This window comes from Nocardia sp. NPDC004711, assembly GCF_053601595.1.
Genome location: NZ_JBSGCB010000016.1, coordinates 21889 through 44937 on the forward strand (window position 1 = coordinate 21889; position 23049 = coordinate 44937).

The window sequence follows — 23049 nt, forward strand, 5'->3', positions numbered from 1 at the left end:
ACTGCTGGGTCCGGGAACCGGAAGGTCCGGATCAGCGGAGGCTGCGCGCCCCGCCGATGATCCAGCGCAACGCGGCGATCACTGTCGCGCCGAGCACCGCGGCCTGCACCGATCCGGTGATCAGGGTGAGTGTCAGGCAGACCACCACACCGGCGAACAAGGCTTCCAGCTTGTAGACCGGCCATGCCGTCCCGGCGATGTCCACGGAAGCGTGCGAGCCGGGCTGCTCGGTGTCCGTAGGGTGAACCACTGCCATACGGTAAGGGTAGACGGTGATCCAAAGTTCGGGCAACCGAAACCTCTGTCGGGAACAACACATGATTGTGGATGGTTACCCAGTTCATGCCACTTATCGGAGAGTACGAACCCAGCCCGTCCGACTGGTCGCGAGAACAGGCCGAGCAGTACGAGAACTCCGGGGGCGCGGAGGCCAACCTCCTGCAAGGTGTGCCGATCATCCTGCTGACCACCCGCGGCAACAAGTCCGGCAAGCTCCGCAAGACCCCGCTCATGCGGGTCGAGCACGATGGCGAGTACGCGGTGGTCGCCTCTCTGGGCGGCGCGCCCAAGCATCCGGTCTGGTACTGGAACGTCAAGGCCGATCCGCATGTGGAACTGCGCGACCGGGACGCGGTCAAGGACTACGACGCCCGCGAGGTCACCGGCGACGAGAAGGCTCTCTGGTGGAAGCGGGCGGTCGAGGTGTGGCCCGACTACGCCGAATACCAGAAGAAGACCGACCGTCAGATCCCGCTGTTCGTCCTCACCCCGCGCCCCTGAGCGCCGCCCGCCGTATCACCGGGAAGCGCGGCGGTCGGTGAGAGAAGGTCCCGGTCCGAGGTGACCGGGACCTTTTCGTGGCGCTGCCGCAGGCCCGCCGCATGCTCCCAGCTAGCATGTTCGGGTGTCTGATCCGCTTGTTATCGCCGAGAGAGTGTCCGGTTCGCTGCCCGAGTTGACAGCGGACGAGATCGATGCGGCCGCGAAGCGAATTTCGGACATTATCGAGCCGACGCCGCTGCAACGGATTCCGCGGCTGTCGGCGCTGACCGGGGCCGAGGTCTACCTCAAGCGGGAGGACCTCACCGCCGTCCGCTCCTACAAGCTGCGCGGCGCCTACAACCTCATGGTGCAGCTGACCGACGCCGAGAAGGCCGCCGGCGTGGTCACCGCCAGCGCCGGGAACCACGCGCAGGGCGTGGCTTTCGCGTGTAAGGCCATGGGCGTCACGGGCCGCATCTACGTGCCCACCACCACCCCGAAGCAGAAGCGCGACCGAATCCGCGTCCACGGCGGCGAATTCGTGGAACTCATCGCGGTCGGCGACACCTTCGACGCGGCCGCCGCGGCCGCCGCCGACGATGTGAAGCGCACCGGGGCGACCATGGTCCCGCCCTTCGACGATCCGCGCACCGCGGCCGGTCAGGGCACCATCGCCGCCGAATTCCTCGAACAGCTCGGCCGCGAGCCCGATCTGGTGGTGGTTCCGGTGGGTGGCGGTGGCTGCCTGGCGGGTATCGCCACCTATCTGCGGGAACGGTCGCCGCACTCCGCGATTCTCGCGGTGGAGCCGACGGGCGCGGCGTCCATGACGGCCGCGCTGGTGGCCGGCGGCCCGGTGACGCTGCCCGAGATCGACCCGTTCGTGGACGGCGCCGCCGTGCGCCGGGTCGGCGGGGTCGGCTACCAGGCGGTGGTGCGCTTCGGCGGCCAGGTCCGCTCGCACGCCTCGCTGCCCCTGCTGACGAGCACCGAAACCGGTTCGGGCGCAGGATCTTTCCGCATGATGCACGTGGACGAGGGCGCCATCTGCACCGCCATGCTGGAGCTGTACCAGAACGAGGGCATCGTCGCCGAGCCGGCGGGCGCGCTCGCGACGGCGGTGCTGCGCGAGGTCGAGATCGAGCCGGGTGCGACGGTGGTGGTGCTGCTCTCGGGCGGCAACAACGATGTCTCCCGGTACGGCGAGGTCATCGAGCGTTCGCTGGTGCATCAGGGCCTGAAGCACTATTTCCTGGTGGACTTCCCGCAGGAGCCCGGCGCGCTGCGCCGCTTCCTGGACGAGGTCCTGGGCCCCGATGACGACATCACCGTGTTCGAGTACGTCAAGCGCAACAACCGCGAAACCGGCGCCGCCCTGGTCGGTATCGAACTGGGCACCCCGGCGGGCCTGGAACCGTTGCTCGAGCGGATGGACAAGTCGCCGATCCAGTGTGAGCGGCTGGATCCGAACTCGCCCGCCTACCGGTACCTGACCTGACCGGTGACCCCGTGTGATCCGACCCCTCGCTCGGATCACACGGGTCCGGTTGCCCCGGTGGGGCTTTCAGGCGTGCAGGAGGTATCCCGCCGCCGAGCTGTGAATGATCCGCGGCCGGCCGAGCTTGCGGTCCAGCCGGGTGATCACCTCGTCCACGCCCGCGGTCGAGGTGGAATCGCTGCAGAAGGCGGCGATCTCGGCCGGGGTGACGAGGGTTCCGGCGCGCGCGGCCAGCAGTTCCAGCGCACAGAATTCGCGGGTGGTCATGGTCAGCAGGATTCCGCTGCGGCGCACCCGCCGGCGTATTCGGTCCACCACCAGATCCCCGATGGTGAGCACGGGCGAGTGCGGCGAGCGCCGGTGCGAGCACAGCGCCCGCACCCGCGCTGCGAGCTCGCCCAGCGAGAACGGTTTGGCCAGATAGTCGTCCGCGCCGCCCGCGTAGCCCTCGCGGCGATCGGCCGGGCTGTCGCGCGCGGTGATCAGCAATGCCGGGGTGCGATCACCCGATTCCCGTTGCCGCCGTACCAGTTCCAGTCCGTCGCCGTCGGGTAGCCCGCGGTCCACGATGAGGCAGTCGTAGATCCGCACCCCGCACTGCTCGGCGGCGTCGGTGAGGTTGCGGGTCAGATCGACGATGAATCCGGCCGCCCGCAGTCCGTCCGCGACCCGCTCGCCCAGCCGCTCATCGTCCTCGCACACCAGGACACATACGCTGCGGGCGCTCACTCCATCGTCGGACATGCCGCCACCGTGCCACAGGGATCGTGAACGAATCGTGAGCGATCGCCGGGCGAGCGCGGGACGTTAACGCCGCGGGGCGGGGTACTTGTGGGGGCACGCGCCGGGGTTAACGACCGCATGGCCCGGGCGCGATGATCGGGTAGTTCACTACGCGTGAAACCGAACGGTCAGGGAGGGAGGCTGACGTTCATGAAAAGGCTGGTCGTGTGTTGTGACGGCACCTGGAAGGCCGAGTCGAGCTCGACGGTGTCGAACATCGTGAAGATCGCGGAAGCGGTCAAGCTGACCGGGACGGACAAGGAGGGGAAGTCCGTCGGTCAGCGCATCAACTATGTCTCGGGTCCGGGCTCGCGCGGCTTCATGTCCGACAAGGTGCTGGGCGGCGCGTTCGGTCTGGGCCTGGAGGCCAATCTGTCGGCCGCCTACTGGCAGCTGGCCCTGAACTGGGAGCCCGGGGACGAGATCTACATCTTCGGCTTCAGCCGCGGCGCGTACACCGCCCGCAGCCTCGCGGGGATGATCAACCGGCTCGGAATCCTGACCTACGAGGCCATCATCGGGGGTAAGTACCCGAAGGCGCTGGAGATCTACAAGACCCGCAAGAAGAACCCCGACGATCCGGATCCGCCGGAGTGGGCGGCCTTCCGCGCCGCGAACTGCCACCCCGAGAGGCCGGTCATCAACTTCCTCGGCGTCTTCGACACCGTGGGCGCGATGGGCGTCCCGGGTATCACCTCGTGGCTGCACAGCTTCCACGATGTGCGGCTCTCGCGCATCGTGCTGTGCGCGCGTCAGGCGCTGGCCATCGACGAGCGGCGGCGCGCCTTCGCGCCCTGCCTGTGGGAGATTCCCGCCGATCAGCGCGAGCTCTACAACCGTCCCGACCGGGTGAAGCAGGTTTGGTTCGAGGGCGTGCACAGCGACATCGGCGGCGGCTACGCCGACTGCGGGCTGTCCGACATCACCCTGCGCTGGATGATCGCCGAGGCCGAGGCCGAGGGACTGGCCTTCGATCACGACCGCCTCGACACCCTGCTCAGCAGCTGCCCGTTCGACGCCACGCATCTGCACGATTCGCTGAGCCTGGGTTTCCGGGTGCTGAACTACGCCCGCCTGGCGACCGGCTGGCGCAGCCCGCGCTTCTACTGGGATTCCTGGCGCAAGCTGCTGCAGCCCGAGGACCAGGACAGTTTCCTGGCCGCCAGCGTCCCGGACCGGAAGGGCTACCGCCCGGCCAATATTCACCGCTGGTGCGAGCATCGGGGCGGTCCGGTGCCGCCGGATCTCATCGAGCCCGTCGACCAGGTGCCGCGCGCCGCCGGTGACGGCGCGGGCGGCGGTCCGGAAGCATCCGCCGCCTGATCGGCCGGCCGCTCAGCGCACCAGCAGGGCCACCGGCAGCCGGGCGAACAGCTTCTCCAGCCGCGCGCGCCCGGAGAAGGTGTGGCCGGTGAGCCGGTCGGTCCAGTGTCCCTGCGGCAGATCCAGCACCGTGTCGGCCCAGCCGCCCGCCTCGTCCAGCCGGATGCTGTGCCGGGTGACGGCCACGATCACCTCGGGGGTCTCCCCGGTGCGGCCGCGGGCGTAGGAGAGCAGGTGCTGGGCGCGGTCGCCCGCCGCGAACAGCGGGATGTAGGCGCCGCCGACGAAGCAGTCGGGGCGTTCGCGGCGCAGCCACAGCGCGTACGCCACGATCCACATCTTGACCGCACCGGTCGGGTCGAGATCCGGTGTGCCGGTGAGGGATTGCAGCAGCAGGGAACGGTGGGTGAAGTCCACCGGGCGGCGGTTGTCGGGATCGACGAGCGAGTCCTCCCACAGCTCGCAGCCCTGGTAGATGTCCGGGATGCCGGGGCCGCACAGTTGCAGCAGCTTCTGCGCCAGCGCGTCGGTCCAGGCGTGGCCGGCCAGATCGGCCACGAACTCACCCAGTTCGGCGCCGACCGGTCCGTCGATGACGGTGTCGATCCAGCGGTGCACCGCCGTCTCGAACTCGACATCCGGTTCCTCCCAGGAGGATTGGGTGCCGGCCTCGCGAACGGCCTTCTCCGCGAACTGATGTAGCCGCTCGCGCAGCCCGCGCACGGTCGCGGCGGGGCGGCCGTCGGCGGGCCACACCCCGAACATGTTCTGCAGCAGGAACAGTGTGGTCGCGCCGTCGGGTCCGGGTGCGATCTCCTCCCAGGTGCTGACGGAGCGCGCCCAGATGTCGGGCACTTGCGAGAGCATGCCGATGCGGGCGCGCACGTCCTCGCCGCGCTTGGTGTCGTGGGTGGACAGCGCGGTCATGCCGGCCGGCCAGCGTTGCGCGCGTTCGGCATTGGCGAGGTGGAACTCGATGGGCGAGCAGCCGAAGCGGGCCGGGTCCGCGCCCATCTCCTGCAGCGACACCAGCCGCGCGGCGCGGTAGAACATGGTGTCCTCCACGGCTTTCGCGCTCATCGCCCCGCCCACCTGGTGGAAGCGGGTGGCGGCCTCGCCGCCGGTGGCCAGCGCGGTCACCAGTACCTGCAGCGGCGCGGTCAGCTCGGCGTTGCGCCGTGCCACCTCGGCGACGACGGCCCCGACCATGCCCGCCAGCGGCGCGTAGTCGGTGCGGTAGACCGGCATGAACGACAGCACCTCGATGGCGGCATTGGTGAGCGCCATGGTGTCGAAGGCGTCGGCGCGGGCGTCCCGCTTGACCGCGGCCACCAGCCGCCGCACCTCGGGCACCAGCATGGTCTCGGCGACGGCGCGGCGAATCCGGTGTTCCTGCTCGGTGAACCAGGCCCGGTCGCTGCCGTGCCCGGTGAACTGCCGCGACAGGTCGGTGAGCTGTTTCTCGCCGTCCGGGTCGATGAGCACGCCGCCGATGTCGGCGAGGGAGTCGTAGCCGGTGGTGCCGTCGATGGGCAGGGTGGCGTCGAGCGGTTCACGATTGGAGAGCACCTTCTCCACCAGCAGCAGCCGCTGCGGACCGATGAGCTGGCGCAGCCGCCGCAGGTACTCGGCGGGCTGGGCCAGTCCGTCGGGATGATCCACGCGCACACCGTCGATGAGGTCGTGCTCGCACCAGGCGGCCAGCTCCCGATGGGTGGCCTCGAAGACCGCCGGCTCCTCCTGTCGGATGGCGGCCAGCCCGCCCACGGTGAAGTAGCGGCGGTATCCGCACAGCCCCGACTTCCAGTTGACCAGGCGGTAGTGCTGCTTGTCGTGAATGCGCAGCGCGTTCTCGCCGTCGGTGCCGGGCGCGATGGGGAAGCGCAGATCGTGCAGTGCCAGCATCGGTTCGGGCCCGGAGCGGTCCACGGTCAGCGCCGCCGGATCGTTCTCCCCGGCCAGCACCGGCAGCGCGATGCGCCCGCCCGCGCCATTGCCCGGCGTCCAGTCGATATCGAACCAGGTGGCGTACTTGGACTTCTTGCCCTGCCGCAGCACATCCCACCACCACTGGTTCTGCCGCGGATCGGCCACCGCCACATGGTTGGGCACCAGATCGACGATGAGTCCCATACCGCGGCTGCGCACCTCGTCGGCCAGGGCCTTGAGCCCGGTCGGTCCGCCCAGCGCGGCCGACACCGTGGTCGGGTCGGTGACGTCGTAGCCGTGGGTGGAGCCGCGCGTCGCGGTCATGACGGGCGACAGGTACAGATGCGAAATGCCCAGTTGCTGCAGGTATTCGGCAATGGCGCGCGCGTCGGTGAAGGTGAGCGCGTCGGGCCGCAGCTGCAGGCGGTAGGTGCTGCGCACGGGCGTCTGCCGGGCGATGGGTCCGGTGAGGTGTTCGGGCGAGCTGGTCATGGCGGTATCGATCATGCCGTACGGCGCAGCACGAGTAGACAGCGTGCGGGCACTTGCACCGTTGCCGCAGCGGGGAGGACGGTGTCGGCGGCGGGGCGGCCGGTGGGCGTGGCGCAGTCCAGGGCGACCGACCAGGCATTACCGTGCCGGGCGTCGGGGAGGGCGAAATCCAGGGCTTGGTCGTGCGCGTTGAAGCACAGCAGGAACGAGTCGTCGGCGATGCGTTGCCCGCGCGGGCCCGGCTCGTTGATGCCGTCGCCATTGAGGAACACCGCCAGCGAGCGGGCGAAGCCGGTCTCCCAGTCGGTGTCGGTCATGGCCGCGCCGCCGGGGGTGAACCAGGCGATATCGCCCAGATCATCGGGATCGGGCGCCAGATCGAAGAAGCGGCGCCGCCGGAACACCGGGTGCGCGGCGCGCAGCGCGACCGCGCGCCTGGTGAATTCGAGCAGATCGGCATTGGTGTCCATGAACGTCCAGTCCATCCACGACAGCGGTGAATCCTGACAGTAGACATTGTTGTTGCCGCGCTGGGTGCGGCCGAATTCGTCGCCGTGCAACAGCATCGGGGTGCCCTGGGAGAGCATCAGGGTGGCGAGCAGATTACGGGATTGCCGCGCGCGCAGGGCCAGGATCTCCGGATCCTCGGTCGGGCCCTCGACGCCGCAGTTCCAGGAGCGGTTGTAGTTCTCGCCGTCGTGATTGCCCTCGCCATTGGCGTCGTTGTGTTTCTCGTTGTAGGACACCAGATCCGCCAGCGTGAATCCGTCGTGCGCGGTCACGAAATTGATGCTGGCGCTGGGCCGGCGGCCGGTGGCCTCGTACAGATCCGAGGACCCGGTGAGCCGGGAGGCGAACTCGCCCAGTGTCGCCGGCTGCCCGCGCCAGTAATCCCGCACGGTGTCACGGTATTTGCCGTTCCATTCGGTCCAGGCCACCGGGAAATTCCCGACCTGATAGCCGCCCTCGCCGACATCCCAGGGTTCGGCGATGAGCTTCACCTGGCTCACCACCGGATCCTGGTGCACCAGGTCGAAGAAGGTGGAAAGCCGGTCCACATCGTGCAATTCGCGGGCCAGGGTGGCCGCCAGGTCGAAGCGGAATCCGTCCACGCGCATGTCGAGGATCCAGTAGCGCAGCGAATCCATGATCAGTTGCAGGGCGTGCGGGTGGCGCATGTTGAAGCTGTTGCCGGTGCCCGTGTAATCCATGTAATGCTGCGGATCATCGTCCACCAGGCGGTAATACGCGGCATTGTCGATGCCGCGGAAGCTGATGGTCGGCCCGAATTCATTGCCCTCGGCGGTGTGGTTGTAGACCACGTCGAGGATCACCTCGATACCGGCGGCGTGGAAGGCGCGCACCATGGTCTTGAATTCGGTGACCGCGGCGGCGGGGGAGGAGCCCGCGGCATAGCCGCGATGCGGCGCGAAATAGCCGAAGCTGTTGTAGCCCCAGTAATTCCGCAGTCCCCGGTCCAGCAGAATGCGGTCGTCGAGGTACTGGTGTACCGGCATGAGTTCCACGGCCGTCACGCCCAGCCCCCGCAGGTGTTCGAGAATCGCCGGATGCGCCATGCCCGCGAAGGTGCCGCGCAGTTCCGGCGGCACGTCCGGATGCGTGACGGTCATGCCCTTCACGTGCGCCTCGTAGATGACGGTCTCGTGGTACGGCCGTTTCGGCGCGCGATCGTGGGCCCAGTCGAAGTACGGGTTGATGACCACCCCGGTCATGGTGTGCCCGAGCGAGTTCTGCCCGAAGTTGTAGGGCGCGGTGGCGGTCCCGAAATCGCCCTCGAACGCCTTGCCGTACGGGTCCAGCAGCAGCTTGCTGGGATCGCAGCGCAGCCCCCGCTCCGGATCGAAGCCGCCGTGCACCCGGAAACCGTATCGCTGCCCGGGCCCGACGCCGGGCAGATAGGCGTGCCAGACATAGCCGTCCACCTCGTCGAGCGGTACCCGGGTCTCGCGGTGGTCCGCGTCGATCAGGCACAGTTCCACCCGCCGGGCCACCTCGGAGAACACCGAGAAGTTCGTTCCGGCGCCGTCGTAGGTCGCGCCCAGCGGATAGGCGGTCCCCGGCCAGACACCGAGTGCGGTGGTGCCGGGAGTCGCGGGAGGCATGATCCAGACCCTAGCGGGCCGGATCGTCCTCCCCGCCGAGTCCCCGTCGCCAGGTCTGCCCGACCAGATCGACGCCGAAGCTGTGGTGCGGATTCGATTCCACCAGTTCGAATCCGGCGCGCTGGTAGATGTGGCGCGCGGAGTCCAGCACGCTGTTGGTCCAGAGCACCATCTCGGTGTATCCCGCCGCGGTGGCGAAGCGCAGGCATTCGCCGACCAGTGCGCTGCCCACGCCGATCCCGCGGGCGGACGGTTCCACCAGCAGCAGTCGCAGCCGGGCGGTGGTGTCGTCCTCGCGCATGCAGTAGACGCAGCCGACCGGGCTGCCCTCGTATTCGGCGATCCAGGCCCGTTCCCGTTGCGGGTCATGGGAACTCAGCCAGTTCGCGACGATGGAGGCGGCCAGCGCCTCGTATTCGGCGTTCCAGCCGTACTCCTCGGCGTAGAGCACGGCATTGCGGGCGATCACCCAGCCGTGGTCGCCGGGCCGGGGTTCGCGCAGGATCACACCGGCGGGGTCGGGCTCGGAGTCGGTGTCGAGGATCTGCTCGATGGTCCGCATGGCCCCGACCAACCGGGTGCGCACCACCGGGGAGTGCGGGACCAGCAGATCCCCGATCTGGTCCTGGGTGCGCTGGTCCAGCACCGTGAAGGCCGCCCGGCCCGCCTCGGTCAGCTCCACCACCTGCCGCCGGCCGTCGGCGTCGGATCGGCGGCGGGCGACCAGGCCGCGCTCTTCGAACCGGGCCAGGATGCGGCTCAGGTATCCCGGGTCCAGATCCAGGGCCAGCCGCAGGTCCACCACCTCGGTGGCCCCGAAATGGGCCAGCTCGAACAGGATTCTGCCCTCGGTGAGCGAGTACTCGGTGCCGAGCATCTCGCCCTGCAGGACGCCGATGATGCGGGTGTAGCGCCGGTTGAAGGCGCGGACGGCGGCGATGTGCCGTGCCTCGACCGGGCGATCGGTCGTCTCGACGGCCATGCCGGCTCCAATCCTTTGACCGAGTCAAAGAATACGCCGGGGTGCCGGTGGGTGTCCGGGTTCGTGGTAACTTGAACGCCGTTCAAGCCCGCTCCTCGAAGGACTTCTCGTGGCATCGACCGAGCCTGTTGCGGCACTCGCCGAAACTGTTGCGGCACCGACCGAGCCTGTCGGGGCGCAGCCCTCCGGCGAGATCACCGCGATCGACGCCGCCCACGTGTGGCATCCCTACGGTGGTTTCCCGGCCACCACCGCGCCGCTGGTGGTCGCCTCCGCGTCCGGCACCCGGCTCACCCTGGCCGACGGCCGGGAACTGGTGGACGGCATGAGCTCCTGGTGGGCCGCCGTGCACGGGTATCAGCACCCGGTGCTGGACGCCGCCCTGCTCGCCCAGTCGCGGAAGATGAGCCACGTCATGTTCGGCGGGCTCACCCACGAGCCGGCGGTGCGGCTGTCGCAGCTGCTGGTCGAGCTCACGCCCGAGGGCCTGGACAAGGTCTTCCTCTGCGACTCCGGCTCGGTGTCGGTGGAGGTCGCGGTGAAGATGTGCCTGCAGTACCAGCGGGCGCTGGGGCGGCCGGAGAAGCACCGGCTGATGACCTGGCGCGGCGGCTACCACGGCGACACCTTCACCCCCATGAGCGTCTGCGATCCCGAGGGCGGCATGCACTCGCTGTGGACCGATGTCCTGGTCCCGCAGATCTTCGCGGGCCCGCCGCCGGAAGCCTATGAGCCGCAGTATGTCTCGGAGCTGGAGCGGACCCTCGCCGCGCACGCGCACGAATTGGCCGCGGTCATCGTGGAACCCGTGGTGCAGGGCGCGGGCGGCATGCGCTTCCACGATCCGCGCTACCTGGCCGATCTGCGCCGGCTGTGCGACGAGCACGACGTCCTGCTGGTGTTCGACGAGATCGCCACCGGATTCGGACGCACCGGAACACTTTTCGCCGCCGAGCATGCGGGTGTCCGGCCCGACGTCATGTGTGTGGGCAAGGCCATCACCGGCGGCTACATGAGCCTGGCCGCCGCGCTGTGCACCACCGAGATCGCCGAAACCATCAGCCGCTCGCACGGCGGCCTCATGCACGGCCCGACCTTCATGGGCAACCCCCTCGCCTGCGCGGTCGCGGTGGCCTCGATCGAACTGCTGCTCTCGCGCGACTGGCAGCGCGAGGTCCGCGACATCCACGCCGGCCTCGCCGAGGGCCTGGCCCCCGCCCGTGACCTCCCCGCCGTCACCGATGTCCGCACCCTCGGCGCAATCGGAGTCATCGAACTGAACCGCCCAGTGGACATGCGCAAAACCACCCACGCCGCAGTCGAATCCGGCGTCTGGCTACGCCCCTTCCGCAACCTCATCTACTGCATGCCGCCCTTCATCAGCACCCCCGACGACGTCCGACGCATAGCCGCCGCCATGTACGCCGCCGCAGCCGTCTGACCACCGGATTCGCGCTCCTGTCGAAATACCTCTGGAACAGAGCTATTGTGGGAGCGTGTCCGAGACTCCCCGGGAGAACACCGACAGCGACGGCTATGCCGAGCTGATGACGCTGCTGTTCGGCTCTATGGGTCGGCTGCGGCGGCAGGTCGGTCGGCTGGCCGGGCGGTCGTTCGATGAGCCGGGGCTGTCCGGGGCGCAGTCGGAGTTTCTACGGCTGGTGGGGCGGCGGCCGGGGATCTCGGTGAAAGAGGCTGCCGGAGAACTGGGTTCGGCGGCGAACAGTGTGTCGACGCTGGTGACCGAGTTGGTCAAGGCGGGGCTCGTGGTGCGTGAGCCGGATCCGCGGGACCGGCGGACGATGCGACTGTCGCTGACCCCGGACGCGCAGCGGATCGCCGACGAGACACGGCGGCAGCGGCACGCCGTGGTTGCCGAGGCGCTCGACCAGCTCACCGAAACCGAACGCGCGCAACTGCGCAACGGTCTGGCGGCCATGACGCGCCTCACCGATCTGCTGCACGAACGCGAGCACTCCCGCGGAGGCGACCGATGACCAGCGTGCCCGCCGTCGAATGCGTCGGCCTGACCCACCGCTACGGAACCAGCACCGTGGTCGACGATCTCGCCCTCACCATCGAGCGCGGTGAGGTGTTCGGCCTGCTCGGCCCCAATGGCGCGGGCAAGTCCACCACAATTCAGCTGCTCACCACGCTCATGCCCATCCAGTCCGGCACAGTCCGGGTGTTCGGGCTCGATGTCACGACCCGCGCCGCCGATGTCCGCTACAACCTCGGCTATGTGCCGCAACAACTCTCGATCGAGGCCGGGCTGACCGGGCGGCAGAATGTGGCCTGGTTCGCCCGGCTGTTCGACGTGCCGCGTGCCGAGCGGGCCGAGCGGGTGGACGAGGTGCTCGACGCCATGAACCTGCTGGACGTGGCCGACCGGCTGGCCGGCGGCTACTCGGGCGGCATGATCCGCCGCCTCGAACTGGCCCAGGCCCTGGTGAACCGCCCCGCTCTGCTGGTGCTGGACGAGCCGACGGTGGGGCTGGATCCCATTGCGCGCGACAGCGTCTGGGAGCGGGTCGCCGAGATGCGCGCCGGCTACGGCACCACCGTGCTGCTCACCACCCACTACATGGCCGAGGCCGACGCGCTCTGCGATCGAATCGCACTGCTGCACAAGGGCGTGCTGCGCGCGACCGGTTCGCCCGCCGACCTGAAGGCCGGGATCGGCCCCGGGGCGACCCTCGAGGATGTCTTCCGGCATCACGCGGGGGAGGGCCTCGACGATGTGACCGAAGGGAACATGCGCAATGTCCGAAGCACTCGCCGGACCGCCCGGCGCGCGGGCTGATACGGCGTTCACGCCGGTCCTGGCCCCGCGCGGCTGGGCGCGCCTGCCCCGGCTGGCCTCCCGCATGGGCACCTTCGCGCTGGTGGAGATCCAGAAGCTGCGCCACGACCAGAGCGAAGTCCTCACCCGCGCAATCCAGCCCGTGCTGTGGATGGTGATCTTCGGGACCACCTTCTCCCGCCTGCACGCCCTGCCCACCGGTTCGGTGCCGTACCTGGACTTCCTCGCCCCCGGCGTGATCGCCCAGTCGGCGCTGTTCATCGCGATTTTCTATGGCATCCAGATCATCTGGGACCGGGATGCGGGCATTCTCACCAAATTGCTCGTCACCCCGACCCCGCGGGCCGCGCTGATCGCCGGAAAGTGCTTCGCCGCAGGCGTTCGCGCCATCGCCCAGATCCTGGTGATCGTGATCGTGGCGCTGCTCATGGGTGTGGCCCTCACCGGCAACCCGCTGCGCGTGCTCGCCACCGTTCCCGTGGTCTTCCTCGGCACGGCCTTCTTCGCCTGCCTGTCCATGACCATCGCCGGGCTGGTGCGCGCCCGGGATCGGCTGATGGGCATCGGCCAGGCCATCACCATGCCGCTGTTCTTCGCCTCCAACGCGCTCTACCCCGTGGACCTCATGCCGACGTGGCTGCGGGTCGTCGGCCACGTCAACCCGCTCAGTTACGAGGTGGACGCACTGCGCGGCCTGCTGATCGGCACACAGGCCGACCTCTGGCTGGACTTCGGTGTACTGGCCGGGGCCGCCACCCTCGGCGTCGCCACCGCCTCGGCCCTGCTGGGCCGGTTGGTCCGGTAGGCCGACGCGGTCTCGGCTACCGGTGTGGTGCCGTGCCGGCTCGCGCGGTGCGAGCCGTCAACGGTTGGCCCGTCTTTCGCGCACCTTGTCTGAATTGTCACTGTCTGACAGGACTTCCCAGACCTTGAATACGCAGTGATAGTCGTCGGACCAGCCACGGGCGATCAACATGAAGGTGTCGCCGTCGCGCAGGATGGTGCGGCGGCTGATCAACTTCGGATGATCGGGTTGGAATTTCGAGACGAGGTCCGGGACTTTCGCGAGGGCTTGTTCGCGGGTTCCCACCACCTCTATGAGGATCTTCGGACTCCAGGTTTTGCTGTCGCCGAAGCCGGTCGTCTGCTCGACCACTATTGCCCATCGTGGCATCGCGCAGCCTCCTTACGACTTCCCAGCATAGCGCCGTGTACCGACACCCATGGCCCCCTGAACGGTGTTCAAGTATGCTTCCGAGCTGTGACTGCCGATCCCCTGAGCTGGCTCGACACGCGCGCCGCCGAGCGCGTGGACGCCGGGCTGCGCCGTGAACTGCGCCCCCGCACCTCCGACACGGTGAGCATCGACCTGGCCTCCAACGACTACCTCGGGCTGGTCCGCCACCCCGAGGTGATCGAGGGCGCTGTTGCCTCGGTGCGGTACTGGGGCGCCGGCGCGACCGGCTCGCGCCTGGTCACCGGGACCACCGCCGAGCACGAACAGCTCGAGACCGAACTCGCCGAATTCGTCGGCGCGGAGGCCGGATTGGTGTTCGCCTCCGGCTACGCCGCGAACCTGGGCGCGGTCACCGCGCTGGCCGGCCGTGGCGCACTGGTGGTTTCGGACGCCGGCAGCCACGCCTCGCTGGTCGACGCCTGCCGGCTGTCGCGGGCGCGGGTGGAGATCGCACCGCACTGCGACCCGGCGGCCGTGGACCGTCTGCTGTCCGAGCGCACCGAGGAACGTGCACTGGTCTTGACGGACTCGGTGTTCAGCGCCGACGGGGATCTCGCGCCGCTGACCGAACTGCACCGGGTGACCCGGGCCAATGGCGCGGTGCTCATCGTGGACGAGGCGCACGGCCTGGGGGTGCGCGGCGACGGCGGCCGCGGCCTGGTGCAGGAGTGCGGGCTGGCCGGCGAGCCCGACCTGGTGATCACCGCCACTCTCTCGAAAGCCTTTGCCGCCCAGGGCGGCGCGGTGCTGGCCAGCGAACGGGTGCGCGCCCACCTCATCGACGCTGCCCGCACCTTCATCTTCGACACCGGCCTGGCGCCCGCCGCCGTCGGCGCGGCCCGCGCGGCCCTGCGGCTGCTGCGCCGCGATCCCGAGATGGCCCAGCGGGTGCTCGACCGCGCCGCCGATCTGGCCCGCATCGCCGGTGTCGGCCAACCAGATTCGGCCGTCGTCCCGGTCATCCTCGGCGATGCCCAGGTCGCCTACGACGCCGCCCAGGCTTGCCGCGCCCGCGGTCTCAGCGTGGGCTGCTTCCGCCCGCCGTCGGTCCCCGAGGGCACCTCCCGCCTGCGCCTGACCGCCCGCGCCGACCTCACCGAGGCCGAGTTGGCCACCATCGCAACCGTTCTCGGCGAGGTCCTCGCCGAAGCCCGTGGGCGGCAGGTGGTCCCGGCATGAGCCGCTTCCTGTTCATCACCGGCACCTCCACCGATGTCGGCAAGACCATCGTCACCGCGGCCCTGGCGGCAACCGCCCGCGCCGCGGGTCTGGACGTCGCCGTCTGCAAACCCGCCCAAACCGGCGTAGCCCCCGGCGAACCCGGCGACCTCGCCGAAATCACCCGGTTGAGCGGGGTCACCCGCACCCTGGAACTGGCCCGCTACCCGGAGCCCCTGGCTCCCGACACCGCGGCCCGGCGCTGCGGCCAACCGTTGCTGACCCTGTCCGAGACCATCGCCGGCATCGAGTCCTGCGCGGACGCGGATCTCGTCCTGGTCGAGGGCGCCGGCGGCCTGCTCGTCCGCATCGGCGACTTCACCCTCCTCGACCTGGCCCAAAAACTCGGCGCCCCGGTGCTACTGGTAGCGGCCCCCGGCCTCGGCACCCTCAACCACAGCGAACTGACCACCAGAGCCCTGACCGCCGCCGGCGTCCCCTGCGCAGGACTCGTCATCGGATCCTGGCCCGCCACCCCCGATCTCGCCTCCGAGTGCAACCGCAGCGACCTCCCCGCCGTAACCGGCGTCGACCTCATCGGCTCCATCCCCTCCGGCGCCGGCTCCTGGCCCGCCCCCGATTTCACCACCGCCGCCCCCACCTGGTTCGACCCGACCTGGACCGCGGGCCACCTCCTCACCCGCGCCTAGCGATCGGTGGGGTGGGCCGGTGCCTCGCAGAGCCGCAATCCTCGCCGTCTGCTAGCCGCGCCGGCGACTCGAAGTACCGCGAGCCCGTTGCTGATGACGACTGGCGGGTGAGTTGCCTCATGAATTTCTAACGGGTGGTTCCCCATGCTGGGGGCATGGATGAGTTGGCGGCGGTCGCGCATGTGTTGCGGCGCACCACCTTCGGGCCGTTTCCGGGGCGGGTGGCGGCCCTCGTGGACCGGGGTGGTGCCGGGGGTGTCATCGACAGCGTGCTGGCCGCCGCTCCGGTGGTGCCGGCGACGCCGGTGTTCGACGAGGAGTCGGATGCCGCTTCGAATGGGCCGGTTGGTTCGTGGCTGCGGGCGATGGCGGATCCGGCGGCCGGGGTGCACGAGAAGATGGTGTGGTTCTGGCACGGGCATTTCACGTCGAGTCATGACAAGGTCGACACCTGGGACCTGATGTGGCGACAGCAGCTGCTGCTCCGGAAATTCGCGCTGGGGAATTTCCGGGAGCTGGCGCAGGCGGTGACAGTGGACGGGGCCATGCTGCAGTGGCTGGACGGTGCCGGGTCGGTGGCGCAGGCGCCCAATGAGAATCATGGGCGAGAGCTCATGGAGTTGTTCACCCTCGGGCGGGGGAATTACGCGCAGCGTGATGTGGAGGCTGCGGCGGTCGCGTTGTCCGGGTGGAGTGTCGACGACCACGGGTCGGTGGCATTCGATCCGGAATCCGGGAATCAGCGGGCCGTGGAGCTGCTGGGACGCCAGGTGACCACCGTCCGCGATGCCGTCGACGTGCTGTGCGATCGGCCCGAGAGCGCGCGGTTCATCGCCGCGAAACTGCACCAATTCCTGGTCGGCCGGGTCGCCTCGGAGCAGCGGGTGGCCGAGCTGGCCGCGGTATTCACGCAGGCGCGCTTGGAGATTCGGCCCCTGGTGGCGGCGATCCTGCACGATCCGTCGTTCGCGGAGGCGAGGTACACGCGCCCGCGCTATCCGGTCGAATGGGTCACCGCCGCCCTCGCCGTGTGCGGGATCGACAATGCGGCAACCGCTTTCGAGACGATGACCGCGCTCGGTCAATCGCCGTTCTATCCGCCGAATGTGGCGGGCTGGCCGCCGGGGAATCGGTGGGTCGCGCCGGGTACGGCCGTCGCGCGAGCGGCGCTGGCGGTGAACGCGCCCGCACTGACCGAGATCGCGGGGGCCGGCGACCAGGTCGCGGCGGCGTTCACCCGCGCCTCGATCTTCGACCCGAGCCCCGGAACCCGCACCGCCGCCCGCGATCTGGCGTTCGAACTGCGCCGGTACCCGGAACAGGCCGCGACGGCTCTGCTGGCCCTGGTCATCACCTCGCCGGAATTCACGCTGGCATGAACCGGAAGGACTTCCCATGGTCTCGTTGAATCGGCGCACCGTGCTGCGAGCGGGTATCGGCGCCGGGGCGGTGGCCGCGGTCGGCGGGGTGGCGAGCCATCGGCTGCTCGGCTCGTCGGGTGCGCCGGAGGTCTGGCATCCGCCCGCGCCGGTACGGGCGGCGGCGCTCGGCCAGCGGCGGCTGGTGGTGATCGAAATGGCCGGGGGCAGTGACGGATTGTCGATGGCCGTACCCTATGCCGACTCCCGCTACCGCGACCTGCGGCGCGGCGCCGCCATCGCCGCCGAGCACGTGCACGCCATCGACGGCGCGCTCGGCTTGCATCCGCAGCTGAGAGAACTGGCAGCCATAGGCGTCTCGGTGATTCCGGGCGTGGGCACCGCCAAGCCCGATCTGTCGCACTTCGAGATGCTGCACCGCTGGCAGACCGGCGATCCCGAGGGCACTGCCCGCCCGGACACCGGATTCCTCGGGCGGCTCTGCGACCACCTCGGCGACCCGGCCGCACCCGCGGTGGGCGTGTCGCTGGGCGTCGGCGCCACACTCGCGCTCGCCTGCGAACGGGTCACCACACTGTCCGTGGATGCCGGAAACGACGGCCTGTTCCCGGTTTTCGAGGACGAGAACGTCCGCGCCGCCTGGCTGGCAGCCCAGCGGGCCATGGCGCACCCCGACCGCTCCGACGCACCGCTCTTCGCCACCGCCCGGGCGGGCAGCGCGGCCGCACTGAGATTCTCGGATGTGGCGGCCACCCTCCCGGCGGCCGCGGACGGCTATCCGGGCAGTGACCTGGGTGTCCAATTGCGTTTGGCCGCACGGCTGCTCGCCGACGACAACCATGGCTTGCGCATCGTGCACGTCCCCATGGGCGCGGACTTCGACACCCATGCGAAGCACCCGCGCCGCTATGAGACCCTGATGCGGGAGCTCGACACGGCGCTGGCCGCCTTCCGCCGGGACCTGGCCGCCCGCGGCATCGCCGATCGCGTGCTCGTGGCCGCGTACAGCGAATTCGGCCGCCGCGTCCCGGTGAACGACTCGGACGGTCTCGACCACGGCGCGGCCGGGACGGCCCTGCTGCTCGGGCCGACGAATCCCGGCGTCTTCGGGGAAACGCCGTCACTGCGCGACCTCGACGCGGACGGCAATCTGCGCGCGACGGTCGATATGACCGAGTTCTACGCCACCCTCGCCGAGAGCTGGTTCGGCGTCCCGGCCGGGGACGTCCTGCCCGGCTCCCCGCGCCCGCTGCCCGGGGTCGTGGCCGCGTGACCGGTACGGATGCTGTAATTGCGCAGGTGCGGGTACTCGTGTGTGAGGACGACAGGAATCTGGGCGACGAGGTCGCGGCCGGGCTGCGCGCGGCCGGTTTCGCGGTGGACCTGGCCCGCGATTGCGCCGACGCCGACCTGAAGATCACCGTCAACACCTACGACTGCCTGGTCGTCGACCGCGGCCTGCCCGACGGCGACGGCCTCGACCTGGTGCGCGCCCATCGGGACTCCGGGCAGCGCACCCCGGTCGTCATGCTCACCGCCCGCGACGCCCTCGCCGACCGGCTCGACGGCTTCGCCCACGGCGCCGACGACTACCTCGTGAAACCGTTCGCGATGGACGAGCTCGCCGCCCGTGTGGGCGCGCTGTGCCGCCGCCGGGAGCTGCCCGCACCCACCCGCACGGTCGTCGGCACCCTCGTGGTGGACCGGCCGCGTCGCCGCGTCCACCGCGCGGGCACGCTGCTCACCTTGACCCCCAAGGAGTTCGGTGTCCTGGAGCTCCTCGCGGTCCGCGCCGGAACCGTCGTGACCCGCGCCGAACTCATCGAATGCTGCTGGGACGAAATGGCCGAACCCGCGTCGAACGTGGTCGACGTTGTAGTAGCCCAGCTGCGCCGCAAGCTCGGCGCCCCGCCCCTCATCGAAACCGTCCGCGGCGCCGGTTTCACCATCACGCCGTGAAGTTCCGGCGGCGCACGACATCCCACGGTCGCCCCGGTGATGCGGGCGCGCGACCGGCGAACGCCGATCCTGGTGCGGCCGACCATGATTCGCGCGGCCGGCTCGCGCGCTGGCGGCGAAGCAGGCCTACGTCGCAACCCACCACTCCGGGCCGGCTGCGGCGCACGCGGTGGCTGCTGACCGGGCTGTTCACCGCGCTGACCGCCGTCTGCCTGATCGTGCTCGCGTCCCTCGCGGCCTCCATCGATGCGCATTCGCGGGAGAAGGCCCTGGACGCGGGCGTCGACCGGGTGGTGACCGGGCTGGCGCGCGAGGTGTACTGGAACGAGGACGGCGGCATCGACCTGGAGACCGTGCGCGGTGACGACGATCTGGCGAGCGGCCCCAGCGCCGTCGCGATTCTGGTCCGCGACCAGAACGGCCACTGGCAGGAACTGTTCGTGCACAGGCGATCCGGGCTGCCCGCGGACCTGACCGGGCTCGCGCAGCAGGCCGCCGATGCCGAGGACACCCAGTGGCACAGCCGCACCGACCGCGACGGCAATCCGGTACGGCTGGCGGCGGCCCCGGCCTGGGACAACGACTCCACCGTCGGCGCCGTCGTTTTCGCGGGCGGCGACCCGGCGCCGGGGGAGGGCGACCACCGCAGCCTGGTCGTGGCCCTGTGGGGCGGCGGGCTGACCCTGGTGGCGCTGGCCGCCCTGGCCGGGCACCTGCTGTCCGGGGTGAGCATGCGCCCGGCGGTGCGCATGCTCGACCAGCAGGAGCGCTTCCTGTCCGAGGCCTCGCACGAATTACGCACGCCCTTGGCCACTTTGCGGCTCTATCTGGATGCCGCGCTGCGTGATCCGGCCGACACCCGGCGCGCGGTCACCGATGCCCGCGCGCTCACCGACCGCATGGGCCGCATGGTGGCCGGGCTGCTGGCCCGTACCCGCGCCGAAACCGGTGTGGGCGAACTGGATCGGCAGCGCCTGCACCTGGACCAGCTGGTGGAGGGCGTGGTCGCGGAATGCGGCGGCGACGTCACCCTGACCGCGGAACCCACTGCGGTGCGGGCGGATCCGGATCTGCTGGCGCTGGCGGTCCGCAATCTCATCGACAATGCCCTGGTGCACGGCGGCACGCCCGTGGAGGTGCGGGTGGCGGCGGGGCAGGTGCTGGTGCGCGATCACGGGCCCGGCCTGGATCCCGCGCTCACCGATCCCTTCCGGCATGGCGCGGTCGGAGCGCGCGGACACCACGGCATCGGCCTGTCACTGGTGCGATGGGTGGCGACCGTCCATTCCGGTTCGGTGACCCTCGCTCCCGCGCCGGGCGGCGGCACCCTCGCCACGCTCGCGCTGCCGGTCGCGCCCGAGGATGTGCCGGGCAGCTCGGCGGAGTTGTCGTGATCTTCATCACATCGGGCGTAGGGTGGCGCGGTGCCTTCCACTCGAGTCGAGAAGTTCGTCGGTGCCCCGCGTCCGAATGTCTTCCGGGCGCTCCTGGATGCGCATTCGGTGCGCACGTGGATGGTTCCCGACGGCATGACCAGTCGCATCCATGAGTTCGATCCCCGCGTCGGCGGGCGGATCCGGATCTCGCTGACCTACGACCTGCACACCCGGGCGGGGAAGACGGCCCCGCACACCGACACCTTCCACGGTGTGTTCGCCCGGGTCGTGCCCGATCGCGAGGTGGTGCAGACCCTCGAATTCGAAACGGACGACCCGGATCTGCGTGGCGAGATGACGGTGACCTACACCCTCGACGACGTCCCGGGCGGGACCCGCGTGACCGCGTGCCACGAGAACCTGCCGCCGGGACTCTCGCCCGACGAGAACGAGATCGGCTTCCGCGCGGCCCTGGCCAAACTCGCCGAGCACGCCGAGCAGGCCGCCGAGGACTGACACCGCCCGCGAAATCCACTGGCACCGCCCGCGAAATCGCCGTCGATCCCTCGGCATTGCGCGGCGACGACCGCTGCCCACCGAGATGACCTGTGCGCTACCAGGAGATGACCGGCAGAACAAGCCTGGATGACCAGCCGGAAATTCGTACAGTTGATTGGTATGGCGCTGCCGGGTTTTCCGAATCCGTCCGGCGTCGCCGACTACGACGACCGGCGGCGTCGCGCGCGCCTGCGCGCGACCCGTTCGGGCGTCGGCTGGGTCCGCTGGCGGCGGGCCCGGCTGCTGGTCCTGCGGCTGAGCCTGGTGCCGCTGGTGGCGCTGGGCGCCTTCGCCGAATACATGGGTCTGGACGTGCTGCCGGAGCAGGCGCGGCTGGCGCGCACCGAACCCGCGGTGCTGCCCATCGCGGGCCCGTCGGATGCGCAGGCCGGCGACACCGCCGTCTTCGATCTGGTCGGGCTGGGTGTCCTCGACGCCAGTGACACCGCCCGGGCGTTGCCGTCGCTGCGGCGGCTGGGATCGGTGTGGGCGGTGCGCTACGACAATGCCGGTATCGACACCAAGGTCATCTCGGATCTGATCGTGAAGGTCACCGACGCGGCCAAGGTGCCGAATGTGGTGCTGACCGGGCACAGCATGGGCGGGGTCATCGCGCTGGAGATCGCCAAGCACCTGCACCAGGACAGCAGGAAGCGGGTGCGGGCGGTGATCCTGGACTGCACTCCGGTGGATCTGAACGCGGTCCGCCCCGAGAGCCGCGACCAGGGCGAGGAAATGCTGCGCTGGATGGGCTGGGTGCCCGGCGCGCGGGAGAGCCGGCTGCTGCGGCTGATCGTGGAAACGTATGCGCGCCATGAGAGTTTCGTCGGCGGACGCTATGTGATCCGTGGCGACGAGTTCCGCGAAGCGGTGCGGAACGTGCTGCGCGACAAGATCCTGAACACCGATGCCGCCAGCAACGGCCTGATCGAGGCCCAGTTCAAGGCCATCGTGGCCGGCGGCGCGGTCGACGATCTGCGGGCGCTGTCCAAACCCGTTGCGGGCAAACCCCGTCCGGCCATCGTGTTCATCCGGCCGCACAACCCGTACGACGATCCGATCGTGGATGTGGAGTACTCGCACAAGGTGCTGATCGACCAGGTCGGCGGCGTGAACGGGACGCTGCTGGTGGTGACCACGCGAACCACCGGGCACGCCAACCCGATCGAGCGGCCGCAGGAGTACAACATGGTCATCGAGCAGCAGGTGGTGCCGTTCGTGCGGCAGGTGCAGGCCGACGAGGCGGCGGTGGTCTCGCTCGGGCGCTGACCCGATCGGCGAGTCAGCGCACCGCGTCGTCAGCGGCCGGGCGGATCAGCGGATGCGGCTGCCCAGCAGGTGGCGGACGCCGCTGACGAACAGCTGCAGCCCGAAGTCGAAACGGGCGGTGGCGTCGGGCATGTCGTAGAGCGGCGAGTTCTCCTCGGTCAGCGCGCCCGCGGAATCCATCTGGATGCGCGACTGCTCGTCCACCGTCTGGCCGAGCACGTAGTACAGCAGCGTGTAGGCGGCGAGCTCGGCTTCCTCGCGCGTCATCCCCGCGCGAATCGCGGCGCTGGCCAGGCGTTCCCGGCCCTTGCTGGTGGTGAGGCGGGAAGCGTATGTGGCCGAGACCAATTCGGCGCCGTCGCGATAGGCCAGCAGGCATTCGCGCAGCCGGTGCGCCAATTCGGTCATCTGCTTGGACCATTCGTCGGCCCGGACCGGTTCGTCCATGGGCGCGAGAATCCGGTCGGCGATCGCACCGAGCAGCGCCTGCTTGTTGGGGAAGTGCCAGTACAGCGCACCGGGCTGGACGTGCAGCGAGCTTGCCAGCCGGCGCATGGTCAGATCCGCCAGACCGTACTGGTCGAGAATGGCGATGGCCCCGTCGACCACGTCCGTGCGATGGAGTTGCACTGAAAAACCCGACCCTCTCGTGTTCCGGCTCACGTACCGGACTGCTAGCCTACCCTGAACACCGTTCAAGTTGCTCGG

Annotated in this window: 22 protein-coding genes; 15 read left to right on the forward strand and 7 right to left on the reverse strand. The window is 69.8% G+C overall.

Annotated features, from left to right (window positions below; all coding sequences use genetic code 11):
• Positions 1-31 precede the first annotated feature (31 nt).
• A complete protein-coding gene (locus ACWEKS_RS17775) occupies positions 32-256 on the reverse strand; it encodes a hypothetical protein (RefSeq protein WP_452341092.1) in 225 nt (74 codons plus the stop codon).
• Between the two features lie 86 nt (positions 257-342).
• On the opposite strand from ACWEKS_RS17775, the gene ACWEKS_RS17780 reads away from it, so the two are divergent.
• Both ACWEKS_RS17780 and ilvA read left to right on the forward strand, forming a co-directional pair.
• The gene (locus tag ACWEKS_RS17780; RefSeq protein ID WP_452341093.1) at positions 343-780 is read left to right on the forward strand and encodes a nitroreductase family deazaflavin-dependent oxidoreductase; all 438 of its coding nucleotides are present in this window, start codon (positions 343-345) and stop codon (positions 778-780) included.
• A gap of 142 nt (positions 781-922) precedes the next feature.
• A complete protein-coding gene (gene ilvA, locus ACWEKS_RS17785) occupies positions 923-2260 on the forward strand; it encodes a threonine ammonia-lyase IlvA (RefSeq protein ID WP_452341218.1) in 1338 nt (445 codons plus the stop codon).
• Positions 2261-2326: 66 nt separating this feature from the next.
• Here ilvA and ACWEKS_RS17790 read toward each other — a convergent pair whose 3' ends face one another.
• Positions 2327-3004, reverse strand: coding sequence for a response regulator transcription factor (locus ACWEKS_RS17790; protein WP_452341094.1), 678 nt, complete (start codon positions 3002-3004; stop codon positions 2327-2329).
• A 189-nt stretch (positions 3005-3193) separates the two neighbouring features.
• Between ACWEKS_RS17790 and ACWEKS_RS17795 the strand changes: the two genes are divergently transcribed.
• Positions 3194-4366 (forward strand): DUF2235 domain-containing protein, encoded by a 1173-nt coding sequence (locus tag ACWEKS_RS17795; protein ID WP_452341095.1) that lies wholly within the window; start codon positions 3194-3196, stop codon positions 4364-4366.
• 12 nt (positions 4367-4378) lie between these two features.
• Here ACWEKS_RS17795 and treY read toward each other — a convergent pair whose 3' ends face one another.
• Genes treY through ACWEKS_RS17810 form a run of 3 tightly spaced genes read right to left on the reverse strand, consistent with a single transcriptional unit; the run spans position 4379 to position 9892 of the window.
• Positions 4379-6787, reverse strand: a complete 2409-nt coding sequence (treY, locus tag ACWEKS_RS17800; protein ID WP_452341096.1) for a malto-oligosyltrehalose synthase — start codon at positions 6785-6787, stop codon at positions 4379-4381.
• An 11-nt stretch (positions 6788-6798) separates the two neighbouring features.
• On the reverse strand, positions 6799-8910 hold the full coding sequence (glgX, locus tag ACWEKS_RS17805; protein WP_452341097.1) for a glycogen debranching protein GlgX: 2112 nt from the start codon (positions 8908-8910) through the stop codon (positions 6799-6801).
• Positions 8911-8920: 10 nt separating this feature from the next.
• Positions 8921-9892, reverse strand: coding sequence for a bifunctional helix-turn-helix transcriptional regulator/GNAT family N-acetyltransferase (locus tag ACWEKS_RS17810; protein WP_452341098.1), 972 nt, complete (start codon positions 9890-9892; stop codon positions 8921-8923).
• A 193-nt stretch (positions 9893-10085) separates the two neighbouring features.
• Here ACWEKS_RS17810 and ACWEKS_RS17815 point away from each other — a divergent pair, with 193 nt between their 5' ends.
• From ACWEKS_RS17815 to ACWEKS_RS17830, 4 genes are all read left to right on the forward strand, one after another.
• Positions 10086-11333 carry an adenosylmethionine--8-amino-7-oxononanoate transaminase gene (locus ACWEKS_RS17815; RefSeq protein WP_452341219.1) on the forward strand — a complete coding sequence of 416 codons (1248 nt, stop codon included), beginning with the start codon at positions 10086-10088 and terminating at the stop codon, positions 11331-11333.
• Positions 11334-11388: 55 nt separating this feature from the next.
• Positions 11389-11889: a MarR family winged helix-turn-helix transcriptional regulator gene (locus tag ACWEKS_RS17820; RefSeq protein ID WP_452341099.1), complete on the forward strand. Its 501-nt coding sequence runs from the start codon at positions 11389-11391 to the stop codon at positions 11887-11889.
• A complete protein-coding gene (locus ACWEKS_RS17825; RefSeq protein ID WP_452341100.1) occupies positions 11886-12695 on the forward strand; it encodes an ABC transporter ATP-binding protein in 810 nt (269 codons plus the stop codon). The genes ACWEKS_RS17820 and ACWEKS_RS17825 overlap by 4 nt, the downstream gene beginning before the upstream one ends.
• A 64-nt stretch (positions 12696-12759) precedes the next feature.
• Complete coding sequence (locus ACWEKS_RS17830; RefSeq protein WP_364616535.1) at positions 12760-13500, forward strand: ABC transporter permease; 741 nt, start codon at positions 12760-12762, stop codon at positions 13498-13500.
• A gap of 57 nt (positions 13501-13557) precedes the next feature.
• On the opposite strand, the gene ACWEKS_RS17835 is transcribed toward ACWEKS_RS17830, so the two are convergent.
• Positions 13558-13851 carry a hypothetical protein gene (locus ACWEKS_RS17835; RefSeq protein ID WP_452341101.1) on the reverse strand — a complete coding sequence of 98 codons (294 nt, stop codon included), beginning with the start codon at positions 13849-13851 and terminating at the stop codon, positions 13558-13560.
• A 105-nt stretch (positions 13852-13956) separates the two neighbouring features.
• Between ACWEKS_RS17835 and ACWEKS_RS17840 the strand changes: the two genes are divergently transcribed.
• From ACWEKS_RS17840 to ACWEKS_RS17875, 8 genes are all read left to right on the forward strand, one after another.
• On the forward strand, positions 13957-15111 hold the full coding sequence (locus ACWEKS_RS17840; protein WP_452341102.1) for an 8-amino-7-oxononanoate synthase: 1155 nt from the start codon (positions 13957-13959) through the stop codon (positions 15109-15111).
• Positions 15108-15800, forward strand: coding sequence for a dethiobiotin synthase (gene bioD / locus ACWEKS_RS17845; protein WP_452341103.1), 693 nt, complete (start codon positions 15108-15110; stop codon positions 15798-15800). Before ACWEKS_RS17840 ends, bioD begins: the two co-directional genes overlap by 4 nt.
• Before the next feature lie 155 nt (positions 15801-15955).
• Positions 15956-17179: a DUF1800 domain-containing protein gene (locus tag ACWEKS_RS17850; protein ID WP_452341104.1), complete on the forward strand. Its 1224-nt coding sequence runs from the start codon at positions 15956-15958 to the stop codon at positions 17177-17179.
• Positions 17180-17195: 16 nt separating this feature from the next.
• Positions 17196-18452, forward strand: a complete 1257-nt coding sequence (locus ACWEKS_RS17855) for a DUF1501 domain-containing protein (protein WP_452341105.1) — start codon at positions 17196-17198, stop codon at positions 18450-18452.
• Positions 18453-18478: 26 nt separating this feature from the next.
• Positions 18479-19138 carry a response regulator transcription factor gene (locus ACWEKS_RS17860; protein WP_452341106.1) on the forward strand — a complete coding sequence of 220 codons (660 nt, stop codon included), beginning with the start codon at positions 18479-18481 and terminating at the stop codon, positions 19136-19138.
• Positions 19135-20532 (forward strand): sensor histidine kinase, encoded by a 1398-nt coding sequence (locus tag ACWEKS_RS17865; protein ID WP_452341107.1) that lies wholly within the window; start codon positions 19135-19137, stop codon positions 20530-20532. The genes ACWEKS_RS17860 and ACWEKS_RS17865 overlap by 4 nt, the downstream gene beginning before the upstream one ends.
• A gap of 30 nt (positions 20533-20562) precedes the next feature.
• Entirely contained in the window at positions 20563-21030 is a 468-nt protein-coding gene (locus tag ACWEKS_RS17870; RefSeq protein ID WP_452341108.1) for an SRPBCC domain-containing protein, read from the forward strand.
• 162 nt (positions 21031-21192) lie between these two features.
• Positions 21193-22341 (forward strand): alpha/beta fold hydrolase, encoded by a 1149-nt coding sequence (locus ACWEKS_RS17875; RefSeq protein ID WP_452341109.1) that lies wholly within the window; start codon positions 21193-21195, stop codon positions 22339-22341.
• Between the two features lie 45 nt (positions 22342-22386).
• On the opposite strand, the gene ACWEKS_RS17880 is transcribed toward ACWEKS_RS17875, so the two are convergent.
• A complete protein-coding gene (locus tag ACWEKS_RS17880; protein WP_354842849.1) occupies positions 22387-22971 on the reverse strand; it encodes a TetR/AcrR family transcriptional regulator C-terminal domain-containing protein in 585 nt (194 codons plus the stop codon).
• Positions 22972-23049: the final 78 nt, after the last annotated feature.

What these genes read in the sequence shown, in the direction of transcription:
- ACWEKS_RS17780 (WP_452341093.1), top strand. Translation starts at nt 343, where the DNA reads ATGCCACTTATCGGAGAGTACGAACCCAGCCCGTCCGACTGGTCGCGA.
- ACWEKS_RS17775 (WP_452341092.1), bottom strand. Translation starts at nt 256, where the DNA reads ATGGCAGTGGTTCACCCTACGGACACCGAGCAGCCCGGCTCGCACGCT.
- ACWEKS_RS17830 (WP_364616535.1), top strand. Translation starts at nt 12,760, where the DNA reads ATGGGCACCTTCGCGCTGGTGGAGATCCAGAAGCTGCGCCACGACCAG.
- ACWEKS_RS17855 (WP_452341105.1), top strand. Translation starts at nt 17,196, where the DNA reads ATGGTCTCGTTGAATCGGCGCACCGTGCTGCGAGCGGGTATCGGCGCC.
- ACWEKS_RS17875 (WP_452341109.1), top strand. Translation starts at nt 21,193, where the DNA reads ATGGCGCTGCCGGGTTTTCCGAATCCGTCCGGCGTCGCCGACTACGAC.
- ACWEKS_RS17795 (WP_452341095.1), top strand. Translation starts at nt 3,194, where the DNA reads ATGAAAAGGCTGGTCGTGTGTTGTGACGGCACCTGGAAGGCCGAGTCG.
- ACWEKS_RS17825 (WP_452341100.1), top strand. Translation starts at nt 11,886, where the DNA reads ATGACCAGCGTGCCCGCCGTCGAATGCGTCGGCCTGACCCACCGCTAC.
- treY (WP_452341096.1), bottom strand. Translation starts at nt 6,787, where the DNA reads ATGACCAGCTCGCCCGAACACCTCACCGGACCCATCGCCCGGCAGACG.
- ACWEKS_RS17810 (WP_452341098.1), bottom strand. Translation starts at nt 9,892, where the DNA reads ATGGCCGTCGAGACGACCGATCGCCCGGTCGAGGCACGGCACATCGCC.
- glgX (WP_452341097.1), bottom strand. Translation starts at nt 8,910, where the DNA reads ATGCCTCCCGCGACTCCCGGCACCACCGCACTCGGTGTCTGGCCGGGG.
- ACWEKS_RS17790 (WP_452341094.1), bottom strand. Translation starts at nt 3,004, where the DNA reads ATGTCCGACGATGGAGTGAGCGCCCGCAGCGTATGTGTCCTGGTGTGC.
- bioD (WP_452341103.1), top strand. Translation starts at nt 15,108, where the DNA reads ATGAGCCGCTTCCTGTTCATCACCGGCACCTCCACCGATGTCGGCAAG.
- ACWEKS_RS17850 (WP_452341104.1), top strand. Translation starts at nt 15,956, where the DNA reads ATGGATGAGTTGGCGGCGGTCGCGCATGTGTTGCGGCGCACCACCTTC.